Source organism: Halorubrum sp. DM2, assembly GCF_901686465.1.
GTDB lineage: Archaea > Halobacteriota > Halobacteria > Halobacteriales > Haloferacaceae > Halorubrum.
In genome coordinates this window covers 2888934-2901059 of sequence record NZ_LR594487.1, presented here as the reverse complement: position 1 = coordinate 2901059, position 12126 = coordinate 2888934, and the positions used below count along the sequence as shown (strand labels likewise).

At 69.8% G+C, this 12126-nt stretch carries 15 protein-coding genes; 8 read left to right on the top strand and 7 right to left on the bottom strand.

Going from position 1 to position 12126, the window contains the following annotated elements; translation table 11 throughout:
* Positions 1-7: 7 nt before the first annotated feature.
* From QOL69_RS14565 to QOL69_RS14545, 5 genes are all read left to right on the top strand, one after another.
* A complete protein-coding gene (locus QOL69_RS14565) occupies positions 8-748 on the top strand; it encodes a metal ABC transporter ATP-binding protein (protein WP_283403739.1) in 741 nt (246 codons plus the stop codon).
* Positions 748-1806, top strand: coding sequence for a metal ABC transporter permease (locus QOL69_RS14560; protein WP_283403738.1), 1059 nt, complete (start codon positions 748-750; stop codon positions 1804-1806). The genes QOL69_RS14565 and QOL69_RS14560 overlap by 1 nt, the downstream gene beginning before the upstream one ends.
* 99 nt (positions 1807-1905) lie before the next feature.
* Positions 1906-2190, top strand: a complete 285-nt coding sequence (locus QOL69_RS14555) for a DUF7545 family protein (protein ID WP_283403737.1) — start codon at positions 1906-1908, stop codon at positions 2188-2190.
* A 78-nt stretch (positions 2191-2268) separates the two neighbouring features.
* Complete coding sequence (locus QOL69_RS14550; RefSeq protein ID WP_283403736.1) at positions 2269-2712, top strand: thiol-disulfide oxidoreductase DCC family protein; 444 nt, start codon at positions 2269-2271, stop codon at positions 2710-2712.
* Between the two features lie 55 nt (positions 2713-2767).
* A complete protein-coding gene (locus QOL69_RS14545) occupies positions 2768-3241 on the top strand; it encodes a GIY-YIG nuclease family protein (protein ID WP_283403735.1) in 474 nt (157 codons plus the stop codon).
* Between the two features lie 19 nt (positions 3242-3260).
* Here the strand turns inward: QOL69_RS14545 and QOL69_RS14540 are convergent, their stop codons facing one another.
* The 3 genes from QOL69_RS14540 to QOL69_RS14530 form a co-directional block, all read right to left on the bottom strand.
* On the bottom strand, positions 3261-3743 hold the full coding sequence (locus QOL69_RS14540) for an acyl-CoA thioesterase (RefSeq protein ID WP_048076683.1): 483 nt from the start codon (positions 3741-3743) through the stop codon (positions 3261-3263).
* 128 nt (positions 3744-3871) lie between these two features.
* Positions 3872-4330, bottom strand: a complete 459-nt coding sequence (locus QOL69_RS14535) for a bifunctional nuclease family protein (RefSeq protein ID WP_048076684.1) — start codon at positions 4328-4330, stop codon at positions 3872-3874.
* A 62-nt stretch (positions 4331-4392) separates the two neighbouring features.
* The gene (locus tag QOL69_RS14530) at positions 4393-5097 is read right to left on the bottom strand and encodes an ArsR/SmtB family transcription factor (protein ID WP_283403734.1); all 705 of its coding nucleotides are present in this window, start codon (positions 5095-5097) and stop codon (positions 4393-4395) included.
* 148 nt (positions 5098-5245) lie between these two features.
* On the opposite strand from QOL69_RS14530, the gene QOL69_RS14525 reads away from it, so the two are divergent.
* The 3 genes from QOL69_RS14525 to purM all read left to right on the top strand — a co-directional run bounded on the left by QOL69_RS14525 (position 5246) and on the right by purM (position 8867).
* A complete protein-coding gene (locus tag QOL69_RS14525) occupies positions 5246-7027 on the top strand; it encodes a TraB/GumN family protein (protein ID WP_283403733.1) in 1782 nt (593 codons plus the stop codon).
* On the top strand, positions 7024-7698 hold the full coding sequence (locus tag QOL69_RS14520) for a zinc metalloprotease (RefSeq protein ID WP_283403732.1): 675 nt from the start codon (positions 7024-7026) through the stop codon (positions 7696-7698). Before QOL69_RS14525 ends, QOL69_RS14520 begins: the two co-directional genes overlap by 4 nt.
* Positions 7699-7814: 116 nt before the next feature.
* Positions 7815-8867, top strand: coding sequence for a phosphoribosylformylglycinamidine cyclo-ligase (gene purM / locus QOL69_RS14515; protein WP_048076688.1), 1053 nt, complete (start codon positions 7815-7817; stop codon positions 8865-8867).
* 37 nt (positions 8868-8904) lie between these two features.
* On the opposite strand, the gene QOL69_RS14510 is transcribed toward purM, so the two are convergent.
* From QOL69_RS14510 to QOL69_RS14495, 4 genes are all read right to left on the bottom strand, one after another.
* Positions 8905-9489, bottom strand: coding sequence for a response regulator (locus QOL69_RS14510; protein ID WP_048076689.1), 585 nt, complete (start codon positions 9487-9489; stop codon positions 8905-8907).
* 123 nt (positions 9490-9612) lie between these two features.
* The gene (locus QOL69_RS14505; protein ID WP_048076690.1) at positions 9613-9921 is read right to left on the bottom strand and encodes a DUF6360 family protein; all 309 of its coding nucleotides are present in this window, start codon (positions 9919-9921) and stop codon (positions 9613-9615) included.
* 28 nt (positions 9922-9949) lie between these two features.
* Positions 9950-11698 (bottom strand): nitrite/sulfite reductase, encoded by a 1749-nt coding sequence (locus tag QOL69_RS14500; RefSeq protein ID WP_283403731.1) that lies wholly within the window; start codon positions 11696-11698, stop codon positions 9950-9952.
* An 80-nt stretch (positions 11699-11778) separates the two neighbouring features.
* A complete protein-coding gene (locus QOL69_RS14495) occupies positions 11779-12096 on the bottom strand; it encodes a DUF8134 family protein (protein ID WP_195155717.1) in 318 nt (105 codons plus the stop codon).
* Between the last annotated feature and the right edge of the window lie 30 nt (positions 12097-12126).

Below are 12126 nucleotides of genomic sequence, written 5' to 3'. Positions count from 1 at the left end.
ACACGTAGTGAGCGCAATCGTCGACCTCGACGGCGTGACGTTCGCCTACGGCGACACCGTCGCCGTGAGCGACGTCTCTCTGACGGTCGAGGAAGGGGACTTCCTCGGGCTGGTCGGGCCGAACGGCTCCGGGAAGACCACCCTGCTCCATCTCATGCTCGGTCTCCACGACCCGGACGAGGGTTCCGTGGAACTGTTCGGCAGGCCGGTCGAGGAGTTCGACGACGGCGGCCGGATCGGCTACGTCTCGCAGAAGGCGACGAGCCGGGGCGGCGCGATGCCGGTCACCGTCCGCGAGTGCGTCACGATGGGCCGGTTCGCGCACGCCGGGCGCGGGCGGCTCTCGGCGGCCGACCGCGCCGCCGTCGCCGACGCCATCGAGACGGTCGGCATCGGCGATCTCGCCGACCGGCTCGTCTCGGAGCTGTCGGGCGGACAGAAACAGCGGGCGTACATCGCGCGCGCCCTCGCCGGCGACGCGGACCTGCTCGCGCTCGACGAGCCGACCGTCGGCGTCGACGCCGAGTCGCGCGACGCCTTCTACGCCCTCCTCGACGAGCTGAACGACGAGGGGATCACCATCATCCTCATCGAACACGACATCGGCGTGGTCACCGACCGCGCGAACCGCATCGCCTGTATCAACACCGAGCTGTACCACCACGGGGACACGGAGTCGTTCGTCGAGAGCGACGCCCTCGCGGAAGCGTACGGGACGGCCGGACAGGTCGTCCACCACCACCACTGATGAGCGAGGGATCAGCGGCCGCCGACCGTGACGTCTCCCGCCCCGACCGCGGACTCCGTCGGACCGCGGAGCTCGTCGGAATCGGGGTCACCGCGGTCGTCGCGGTCGCCATGCTCGGGTTCCTCGTCCTCTACTGGGCGCGGGGCCTCCCGGTGGCGAGCGACCTGTACGCCGCGTTCCGGTCGTTCGGCCGCGGGATGGACGCCGCGTTCGGGACGAACGTGTTCCGCCACCCGATTATGTGGCAGTCGATGGCGGTCGGCGTGCTCGTCGGGGTCGTCGCCCCGCTCGTCGGCTCCTTCCTCGTTCACCGGGAGATGGCGCTGATCGGCGAGACGCTCGCGCACACCGCGTTCGCCGGGGTCGCGATCGGGATCCTCGTCACCTCCTCGACCGGGTGGAACGGCTCGCTGCTGCTCGTCGCGCTCGCCGTCGGCATCCTCGGCGCGCTCGCGGTCCAGTGGCTCACCGAGCGCACCGACGCCTACGGCGACGTGCCGATCGCGATCATGCTCAGCGGGAGCTTCGCGGTCGGCACGCTGATCATCAGCTACGGCGACGGACTCACCGGGGTCAACATTCAGGGCTACCTGTTCGGGAACCTCGCGGTCGTCACGCCGGAGGGGGCGCGCCTGATGGGCGCGCTCTCCCTTATCGTCGTCGCGGGCGTAGCGCTGACGTACAAACAGCTCCTCTTCATCACCTTCGACGAGCAGGCGGCACGCGTCGCGCAGCTGAACGTCACCGGCTACAACACCCTGCTCGTGGTGTTGACCGCGGTCGTCGTCGTCGGCGCGATGCAGGTGCTCGGCGTCATCCTCGTCGCCGCGATGTTAGTCGTCCCCGTCGCGGCCGCCTCACAGGTCGCCCGGAGCTTCCGCGAGACGATGTACCTCGCGGTGATCTTCGGCCAGCTGTCGGTGGTCGGCGGCTTCGCCGTCTCGATCGGGCTCGGACTTCCCTCCGGGGGCTCGATCGTAGTCACGGCCATCGCGGTGTACCTCGCCACAATCGTCGGCTCCGGCTTCTCGGTGAGGGCCATCTCGTCGCACGGGTGAGACCGATCGGTGGGAGAGGTGCGCGGCCGCGAACGACGGCCGCGCTCGGGTCCCGTCCGGTTTCCACAGACCCTTATGTCGCGGCCGCGACCCACGTGTATGGGAGAAACCGAGACCTACACGGTCACCGGTCCCGACGGTGACGAAGAGTCGTTCGAACTGCCGGCCGGCCTCGTCGACGTGCTCAGCGAGCAGGGCGAGCCGTCGACCGCGGTCGTCTCCGACGTGGTCGTTCAGGCGATGGCCCAGCAGGCGCACGTCATCGTCCACCACAGCGAGGGCGACGTGCCCGAGGACATCGCGGAGATGAACGAGACGGCCGCGGAGCTGTTCGAGGAGCGCTTCGGACAGCCCCTCGAAGAGGCGCTCGGTCACTCGCACTGAGTCGATTCGGCGTCTCACGACAAACCTTTCGCTTCCGCCGACCGGCCGCTTAAGCCGGTGGAGGCCCTATTATTCGACATGCCTACCGACCCGGACGAAGCGGACGCTCCGGTGTTGATCTTCGACGGCGACTGCCCGTACTGCTCGGTCGCGGCGGTCGCGCTCCGCCGGCTCGACGGCGTCGTCGCGGTCCCGTGGGAGGCCGACCCGGTCGGGCCGTTCCTCGACGCGCAGTTCGGCTCACGCCCGTTCGCGATGGTGTTCGTCGACCCCGTCGAGCGCCGCGTGTACGCCGGGCGGTCGGCCGCCGAGGAGCTGGCCGACCGCGCCGGGACCCCCGGGATCGTCGGCGGACTCGTCCGCGACAACTACGATCGCATCGCCGGCGTCGTCGGCGCGCTGTCGGGCCGCGACCGCGACCCGGCCGACTTCCACGACACCTACTCGCTCGACGACGACGCCGGCGAGTTGGTCGGGTCGCTTCGGGCGGCCGCGGACGAGGCTCCGGCCGCGCTGTCGTGATGGCGGCGGCGGCGACGATTCCGGCGGCAGCCGGTATCCCGGCGGAGATTCACCGATGAGCGACGCCGACGGCGGCAGCTACACGCTCGTCGTCGACCTCGCGGAGGACGCGACGCTGTCCGCGGGCGCGCTCGGTGAGTGCCATCTCCCGGCGGGTACGTACGCCTACACCGGGAGCGCGCTCGGCTCGGGCGGCTTCTCCCGGGTCGACAGACACCGGCGGACCGCGCGCGGTGACCACGACGTGCGGCATTGGCACGTCGACTACCTGCTCGGGCACCCGGCGGCGCGGATCGACCGCGTCGTCCGAAGCCGCGGCGTCGACGTCGAGTGCGCGGTCGCGCGCCGGCTCCCGGACGGACCGATCGACGGATTCGGGGCCTCCGACTGCGGCTGTCCGAGTCACTTGGCCGGCGGAGAAGCCCTCGATGACCTCGCCGACCGCGCGGTGGCGGCGCACGAGGCGGCGGTCGCGGAGACCGACGACCCGGACGCGACCGTCGACGTCGTCGCCGGCTCGGGAGAGTGAGGTCCCGGTCGAGAGCCGATCAGAGGTCGTACCGCTCGACGACCTGCCGGAGCTGTTCCTCGCGTCCCTCCATGGCGTCGTCGCGGAGGACGCGTTCGTCCTCGGACGGGCACTCTAGGTCCGGGACCGGCGTCGGCCGCCCCTCCTCGTCGAGCGCGACGAAGGTGAAGTAGGAGGTGGTCGTCCGACGCGTCTCGTCCGTGCGGGGGTTCTCGGCGCGCACGTCGACTTTCACGTCGACGCTCGTCCGACCGGTGTTGAACACGTACCCCTCGATGATGGCGACTTCGCCCATCTCGATGGGCGCGATGAAGTCCACGTGGTCCATCGAGGCGGTGACCACCTGCCGGTTCGAAAAGCGCATGCCGGCGATGGCTCCGCAGATGTCCATCCAGTGCAACACGGTCCCCCCGAGCGCGCGGCCGAGGTTGTTCGTGTCGTTCGGCAGCAGCATCTCCGTCATCTCGGTGTGCGAGGAGGCGAGCGTGGCCGTCTCGTCCATGCCCGTCGTGGGAGGGCCGGCGACTTGAACGACCGGCTTCTCGATCCCGGGCGGGAGACGCCGGGGCGGTTGCGTGGAGAGGACAGGAGGGAGCAGGAGCGACCGCGCGAACGACGCGACGGTCCGATTCAGCGCTCTTCGGAGGGGTCGCCGTCGCCGCCGAACCGTATCGAGTCCGGCGGGCGGCCCGCCTCGTCTATCACCTCGTCGGTCACGACGATCGGGCAGTCGACGCGCACGGCCAGCGCGAGCGCGTCGGAGGGCCGCGCGTCGAAGACGAACCGCTCCGGCTCGCCGTCGTCGTAGCGCTCGGCGTCCACCTTCGCGTAGAAGGTCCCGTCGCGGAGGTCGTCGACGCGGACGCGGTCGATAGCGCCGCCGAACTCCGTGAGGATATCGACGAGGAGGTCGTGGGTGAGCGGTCGGTCGAACGGTTCGCCCTCCAAGGCCATCCCGATCGACTGCGCCTGATCGCCGCTGACGAATATCGGGACGTACTCGCCGCGCGCGGAGAGGATCACCGCCGGGACGTCGCCGCTCGGCGCTGACCCCGCACCGACCCCGACGACCTCGGCCTCGTGTTCCATACCGGAACGTGGTGGCGGCGGCTTGAATAGCTGTCCCACGCCCGCCGCTCGGCGCGGCGGCGCTACGCCGACGCGCGGTACCAGTACGCCCACGCGAGCGTGAACACGAGCGCGGCACCGAGGAAGAAGACGACCCCGGGTTCGACGAGGGACACGGCGTACTCCGCGAGCGGGTCGCCGACGAGTTCGATCGCGCCGTCCGTCCCCTCCGCGGCGGTGTTCTGGTCGGGAACGCTCTCAACGGTGGGGCCGCCCCCGCCGTCGCCCCCGGTCGTCGTCCCGGCGTCGCCGCCGCCGGAGCGGGCGGTGAACCGCGAACCGCCGAGCGACCCGACGGCGAGGAGCCGCTGGGCCGCGACCGCCGCGAGACCGATCAGCCCGTAGCCGCCGAGCAGGCGCATGAGCGCGGTCTTGATCCCGGTCGACTCCTCGGAGCCGCCGGCGAACAGCACCAGCGGCTCGTCCGCGGCGGCGTACACGTCCATCTCGCGTCCCTTCTCGGAGTAGGCGGTGTCGACGACGTCGACGAGGTCGGCGTCGTCGAGCCGCGAGAGGTGATACTGGACGTTCTGGAGGGAGGTGTCGACCTCGTCTGCGAGTTCGGACTTGGTTGCCGGGCGGTCGTGGAGCGTCGAGAGGATCGCTCTGGCGGTCTCGGAGCCGAGGGCGGCGATGAGGTCGTCGGCCTCGTCGTCGTCGACGCCGACGACCCGAGGTTCGCGCTCCTCGGGCGTCGCATCCGGCAGGGAGGGCAGCAGCCGGGACATGTGCTGCTGTGGGGCACGTGAGGATACAAACTTGTTGGATCACCGAGGACGGTCGTCGGACCGACGGAGACGTGGCGACTCCGGGCCGCAGAGCGGATTCCGGGACTGACTCACAAACCCTAAACGCGGTGACCGAGTACGACGGGTGATGACAGAGACGTCACGGGGGAGCGAGGGTATGCCCCCGTCGACCGACCGGTCCCCGCGGACCGACGGTGCCGGCCTCGACGGGGAGGCGCACCGCGGTCCCGACGGCGACGGTGAGGGGAGCGTCACGGTCGTCGGGACCGCGCACGTGTCCGAGCGCTCCGTTGACGAGGTCGAGGAGACGATCGAGCGGGAGCGCCCCGACGTCGTCGCGGTGGAACTCGACGAGGGGCGGTACCGCCAGCTCAACGGCGAGACGCCGGACGACCTCGACGCGGGCGACCTGCTCAGGGGGAACACCGTGTTCCAGTTCCTCGCGTACTGGATGCTCTCGTACGTCCAGACCCAGCTCGGCGAGCGGTTCGACATCGAGCCGGGTGCCGACATGAAGGCCGCCGTCGACATCGCCGAGTCGCTCGGGATCGACGTCGCCTTAGTCGACCGGGACATCCAGACCACGATCCAGCGGTTCTGGGCGCGCATGACGCTCACCGAGAAGCTCCGGCTCGTGGGCGGGCTCGCGTTCGGCGTCAGCGACCCGCGGGTCGCCGGCGTGATCGGCGGGCTGATCGTCGGGATCCTCGCCGGCCCGGCGATCGGTTTCTTCGGCGGCGCGGTCGGGATCACGAGCGCCGTGCTGACGAGCGTCGCCAGCGGGGTCCTCGTCGCCGTCGTCGTCGGGGTCGTCGTCGACCAGGTCGGCTCCCTCGCGCTCTCGCCCGACCAGCGGCTCTACGCCGCGGTCGGCGCGGGGCTCGCCCTCGGCGTCGCCGCCGGTGTGACCGGCGTCGCGGACGGGCTCGTCTCGACGTACCTCGGCGGCTTCGCGGTGACCGCCATCGGCGGGTTCGGGATCGGGATCGGCCTCGGGCTGGTCGTCGGCCTCCTCCTCGCGGGCGCGGTGGGCGCGTTCGCCGGCGGAGAGACCGACACCGAGGCCGGCGGGATCGAGGAGTTAGACGCCGCCGACCTCACCGACACGGACGTGGTGACGATGATGATGGAGGAGTTCCGCCAGTTCTCCCCGGGCGGCGCGGAGGCGCTCATCGACGAGCGCGACGCGTTCATCGCCCACCGGCTCGTCGCGCTCCGCGACGCCGGCTACGACGTGGTCGCCGTCGTCGGGGCCGGACATCGGGCGGGGATCGAAGGGTATCTCAGGAGTCCCGCGACGCTCCCGCCGATGGCGGATCTGGTCGGCGAGGAGTCCGGGCGGGGCCTGCCGTGGAAGAAGGCGATCGGCTACGCGATCACGGTCGGCTTCGTCGGCTTCTTCGTCCTGCTGGCGCTGGGCGGGGCCGGGAACGCGTTCCTGATCCGGCTGTTCGGCGCGTGGTTCCTGATCAACGGCGTCTTCGCGTTCGCGTTCGCGAAGATCGCCGGCGCGCGGTGGCTCTCGGCCGGCGTCGGCGGCGCGGTCGCGTGGATGACCTCGATCAATCCGCTGCTCGCGCCCGGCTGGTTCACCGGCTACGTCGAACTCAGGAGCCTGACGGTGAACGTCGCCGACATCGGTGCGCTCAACGAGCTGCTCGGCGACGAGAGCCGGTCGATGACCGACCTGCTCTCCGCGATGTTGGACGTGCCGCTGTTCCGGCTCATCGTCGTCGTCGCGATGACGAACGTCGGGAGCATCGTCGCGAGCTTCCTCTTCGCGGCGTACGTCATCCCGGCGATGTTCGGCGCTGAGGTCGGCGGCGTCGAGGACGTCGGGCGGCTGCTCGTCGACGGCGCGGTCAACGGGGCCGACCTCGTTCGCGGCGCTGTCGGGGAACTCGCATGAGCGCCGGCTCGACCCCCTCAGGCCGGCGGATCGGGGGGCTCTACTTCAGCGGGACCGAGATCCGCGACCTCCTCGTCGCGTGGCTCGCGCTCGGCGTCGCGTTCATGCTGTTCTTCGTCGGCGGGTGGAACGGGATCGGTCGGATACTCGCCGCGGGCGTGTTCCCGCCGCTTTTCGTCGCGCTCGCGACCGCCGGGGTCGCCTTCCTCCTCCACGAGGTCGCACACAAGGTGGTCGCGGTCCACTACGACCAGGTCGCCGAGTTCCGCGCGGACAACAGCATGCTGTTTCTGGCCGTGATGAGCTCGCTCTTAGGCTTCATCTTCGCCGCGCCGGGGGCGGTCCACCACCGCGGGCGGCTCACGCCGCGCGAACACGGTCACATCGCGCTCGCCGGCCCGGCCGTGAACCTCGGGCTGATGGTCGCGTTCGTCCCGCTCTTCGTCCTCGGCGGCGTCCTCGGGAGCGACCTCGTGACGGTCCTCGGCTCGCGCGGGATCGCGATCAACGCGTTTCTCGCGGCGTTCAACCTGGTCCCGTACGGCCCCCTCGACGGGAAGACGGTGATGGGGTGGAGCAAACCGGTGTGGGCGGCCGTCTTCGTCCCCGCCGCGCTGCTCGCGGTCGGGTTGGTGTTCGTCCTCGGACTCGGGTTCGCCGGGCCGTTCTGACGGGCGACGTCGCGGCGGCGGTTCCGGAGGGAGTTCTCGTCGCGGCGGTGGTCCCGGGAGGCGTCCCCGTCGCGGCGAACGGTGCGTTTTTGCTCCGCGGGCGCGGTCTCACACACATGTCCGAGGGCGACGGGGGCGACGGCGGGGAATCGGCGGCGGCCGAGCGGGAGACCGACGAACTCACCTACGCGGACGCGGGCGTCGACGTCGACGCGAGCGAGGCCGCGACCGCGGCGCTGATCGGCGCGGTCGGGTCGGGCCCCGAGGCGGACGAGTCCGAGAGCGACTACGCCGGGTTACTCGACATCGGCGACCGCTACCTCGCGCTCGCGACCGACGGGGTGGGGACGAAGCTGCTCGTCGCGGAGGCGCTCGGCGACTACTCGACGGTCGGGATCGACTGTATCGCGATGAACGTCAACGATCTCGTCGCGGCCGGCGTCCGACCGGTCGCGTTCGTCGACTACCTCGCGGTCGACGAGCCGGACGAGCGGTTCGCCGAACAGGTCGGCGAGGGGCTCTCTGAGGGTGCTGAACTGGCCGACATCGAACTCGTCGGCGGCGAGACCGCGGTGATGCCCGACGTGATTCGGGGACTCGACCTCGCCGGTGCCTGCGTCGGTCTCGCCGCGAAGGACGGCGTGTTCGACGGGCAGGCCAAGCCGGGCGACGCCCTGGTCGGCTGGCGCTCCTCCGGGGTCCACTCGAACGGGCTCACGCTGGCGCGGGAGGCGGCCACGCGAGACCACGCGTACGCCGACGCCTGTCCGTTCGGCGACTACGAGACGCTCGGCGCGGCGCTGCTCGAACCGACTGCGATATACACCGACCTGCTCGACCCGATGCGCGAACACGGCGTCCGCGGTGCGGCCCACGTCACCGGCGGCGGCTGGACGAACCTCGAACGGCTCGGCGGGAACCGGTACGTGATCGACGACGCCTTCGACCCGCAGCCGGTCTTCGAGTTCGTACAGTCGGAAGGGAACGTCTCCGACGAGGAGATGTACCGCACGTTCAACATGGGGACCGGGTTCGTGGCCGCGCTGGACCCCGAGGCGGCCGAGGAGTTGGCGGCGGGGACGGACGGGCGCGTGATCGGGCGCGTGGCGGAGGGCGGTGACGGAGACGACGAGGAGGGAACCGTCGCGATCCGCGGGCTGGAGCTGTAGCGGCGTTCCCGGCTCGGAGACTCGACCGGATCGACGGTCAGCTCAACAGGCTTCGGAGCTTCTCGTCGGTGAACTCGACGTACATGCTCTCTTCCGTATCGCGGTTCTCGACTTCGGTTCGCAGTTCGTCGAACTCCGCCTCAAGCGCCGCGTACGCCGGGCTGGCCTCGAGTTCGGCGACGCTCATCTTGGACTCGACGGTCGCCATCTTGGAGGCGATCGCGAACATCTCCCGGATCATGTCGTCACACCCGTTACGGACGTGCATCTGCGAGACGGTGTCGCGGATCTGATCCGCCGAGACGGGTTTCACTAAGTAGTCGTCAAACGGAAGGTCGAGGATGTCGGCGTCGGGTTCGACCGCCGTGACCATCACGACCCGGCAATGGAGCTTTCGCTCTCGGATCGACTCGAGCACGTCGTCGCCGGTCACCGTCGACATCCGGCGATCGAGCAGGACGACATCGATCGTTTCATCGAGGACGTCCAGCGCCTCACCGCCGGAATACGCGGTCGAAACCGCGTACCCATCGAGGTAGTCCGCGTAGAGATCCGCCGTGTTTCTGTCGTCGTCGACGACCAGCACGGTCGGTCCGGTGGTCGTCTCTCGCCGTTCACTCATATTATCGGTACTCGCCAAGACGGGATAACCCTTCCTGCGGTTTTGACCCTTTGACGGTCCGTCTGCGGCTCTAGAGGACCGATTTCGGCCGCAACAGGTGTGGTCCGGTGTCGTCGCTCGGGGTCAGTCCTCGTCGCCGTCCGCGGACGATCCGCGGCGCGCCGCCTCGACGCGGTCCGCGGTGTCGTTCAGCGCGTCCGCGAGCTCTCTGGCCTGCGCCGGCGAGAGGTCGAACTCCTCGGCGTGCGCCGGGAGGTCGTCGACGGCAGTCCCGTCGAGTTCGACCTGTAAGCTGACGTGTTCGGGGTCCTCGCGCGGCGCGGTGACGTTCACGACGCCGGGTGCCTCGGTCTCGAACTCGTGGGCGCGGACCCGGCCGTCGACGAAGTCGAGTGTGGTGTACGCGTTGACGCGCAGCAGTCGGTTGCTCATGTCGAAGAGGCTACGCCGCGGGCCGACTTCAGTCGTCCGACGGCGCGGGCGGGGCGTCCTCCATCGCGTCGTTCTCGGCGTACGGGTACCACGTGCGCTTCGTGTTGTGCATCATGGGATCCTCGTAGTCCGTCTCCTCTGGTTCGACGAGCGCGTCCAGCTCCTCGTCGTCGTGGCGTGCGACGAACGCGCGGAACGACTCGTCCTCGTCGCGCTCGGCCGCGAAACCCTCGATCAGGTTCGCGATCGCTCCCGGGACCTCGTCGGCGGGGAGGCGCTGGGTGACCCACCGGGCGAACTCCGGCTCGTCGCCGAGCCCGCCGCCGAGGCCGACGTCGAGCGCCTCGACCGGATCGCCGTCCTTGCGGGTCTTCATCCCGCGCAGGCTCACGTCCGCGATCTGCGGCTGCGCGCACGAGGCCGTACACCCGGAGAGGTGGATGTGGAACTCGTCGACGCCGTCCGGGAGGTCGACGTTGGCTTTCAGCCAGCGCGCGAACCGCACCTGCCGGTTCTTCGTCTCGACGATGGACAGCGAGCAGAACTCGGTGCCCGTACACGCGACCGAGCCGCGCATGAACGGCGAGGGGGACGGCGAGTAGTGCTCCAAGAGCGGTTCGTCGAGGAAGGCGTCGAGGGCGTCGTCCGGCACGTCGGTGACGATGACGTTCTGTCGCTGCGAGAGCCGGACTTCGCCGGAGCCGTACTCGTCGGCCAGATCGGCCAGATCGAGGACGTCTTCGGCACCCATCCGCCCGACGAGGACGTTGAGCCCGACGAAGTTGCGGCCGTCCTTCTGGTCGTGGACGCCGATCAGGTCGTTGCGCTCGCCCGCTCCCGTGTTGTACGTGTACTCTTCGCGGACGTCGCGGCCCGCGGTGCGGAGCTCGAAGTCGACGTACTCGTCCTGTAAGGTCTCTCGGACCTTCTCCGGCCCCCATTCGTCGACGAGGAACTTGATCCGGGCGTTGTACCGGTCCTCGCGGTCGCCGTTGTCGCGGAACAGCGCGGAGAGTCCGCCGGCGACGTCGGCCACCCGGTCCGGGGATACCCAGACGTCGATGTCGCGGGCGAAGCGCGGCTCGTTGCGCGAGAGGCCGCCGCCGACGCGCACGTTGAAGCCGACGGCGTCCTCGCCGTCGACCTCCTTGTACGCCGGCTCGAACGCGAGGTCGTTGATGTCACCCTGCCCGGAGCCGTCGGCGGAGCCGGTCACGGACACCTTCCACTTCCGCGGGAGGTTGGCGTGGTCGTCGTTTCCCTTGAACGTCTCGTTGAGCTCCCGGATGACCGGCCACGCGTCGATCACCTCCTGGGCGTCCTTGCCCGCGACGGGGTTCCCGACGATGTTGCGCCAGGAGTCGCCGCAGGCCTGCTGGGTCGAGAGCCCGTTCTCCTCCAGTTTCTCGAAGATCGCGGGCACGTCGGAGAGCTCGATCCAGTGGAGCTGGATCGACTGCCGGGTGGTGAAGTCGGCGTAGGCGTCGCCGAAGATCGGGTTCGTCCCCGGCCCCCGGGCGTACTCGTCGGCGATCTCGCCGACGACCCGGAGCTGTCCCGGTTCGAGGACGCCGTTCGGCGTGCCGATCCGCATCATGAAGTAGCCCTCCTGTCCGTTCCGCTGGTGGTACAGCCCCCACCACTTGAAGCGCTCGAACCACGCGTCTCGCTCGTCGTCGGGGATCGAGTCGAACCCCTCCTCGGCGAACTCGAAGAGGCGGTCTCGGACCTCGTTCCCGTAGACCTCGGATTTCCAGTTCTCTACGTCCGTTGGCATCGCCACCGGCTACACCCGGCGGGGATATAGCCGACCGCACCGTGTCAACGCTTCCCGGTGATTCCCCGAAGCGGCAAGTGTTACTCGCCTGAATCGCGAGTGGGACACCTGACCGCGTCGCGGTCGATCTCGGCGAAGGAGCCGTCCTGAAGCCGTCCGACGGGAATCCATCCGGTGATCCCCGTTTCTCCGCACGCGATACACTGGCCGTACACGCGCGCCTCGACGGCCCCTCCGTCGACGCCGACCGCCTGGAAGTTCTCGACGACGAGATCGGTAAGCGCGCACTCACAGAGATCCGGCGCGTCGAGCCGCCACAGTTCGCTAACGCGGACTTTTCGGTCGTCGTTGACGGAGATCCACGCCCCGTCGTCGAGGACGCGCAATCGAGTGGTCACACCCCACGTTCCCCCGCCGCGGTCCAATGG

Coding starts and splice junctions, on each gene's coding strand:
- QOL69_RS14560 (WP_283403738.1), top strand. CDS start 748: ATGAGCGAGGGATCAGCGGCCGCCGACCGTGACGTCTCCCGCCCCGAC.
- QOL69_RS14555 (WP_283403737.1), top strand. CDS start 1,906: ATGGGAGAAACCGAGACCTACACGGTCACCGGTCCCGACGGTGACGAA.
- QOL69_RS14550 (WP_283403736.1), top strand. CDS start 2,269: ATGCCTACCGACCCGGACGAAGCGGACGCTCCGGTGTTGATCTTCGAC.
- QOL69_RS14545 (WP_283403735.1), top strand. CDS start 2,768: ATGAGCGACGCCGACGGCGGCAGCTACACGCTCGTCGTCGACCTCGCG.
- QOL69_RS14540 (WP_048076683.1), bottom strand. CDS start 3,743: ATGGACGAGACGGCCACGCTCGCCTCCTCGCACACCGAGATGACGGAG.
- QOL69_RS14535 (WP_048076684.1), bottom strand. CDS start 4,330: ATGGAACACGAGGCCGAGGTCGTCGGGGTCGGTGCGGGGTCAGCGCCG.
- QOL69_RS14530 (WP_283403734.1), bottom strand. CDS start 5,097: ATGTCCCGGCTGCTGCCCTCCCTGCCGGATGCGACGCCCGAGGAGCGC.
- QOL69_RS14525 (WP_283403733.1), top strand. CDS start 5,246: ATGACAGAGACGTCACGGGGGAGCGAGGGTATGCCCCCGTCGACCGAC.
- QOL69_RS14520 (WP_283403732.1), top strand. CDS start 7,024: ATGAGCGCCGGCTCGACCCCCTCAGGCCGGCGGATCGGGGGGCTCTAC.
- purM (WP_048076688.1), top strand. CDS start 7,815: ATGTCCGAGGGCGACGGGGGCGACGGCGGGGAATCGGCGGCGGCCGAG.
- QOL69_RS14510 (WP_048076689.1), bottom strand. CDS start 9,489: ATGAGTGAACGGCGAGAGACGACCACCGGACCGACCGTGCTGGTCGTC.
- QOL69_RS14505 (WP_048076690.1), bottom strand. CDS start 9,921: ATGAGCAACCGACTGCTGCGCGTCAACGCGTACACCACACTCGACTTC.
- QOL69_RS14500 (WP_283403731.1), bottom strand. CDS start 11,698: ATGCCAACGGACGTAGAGAACTGGAAATCCGAGGTCTACGGGAACGAG.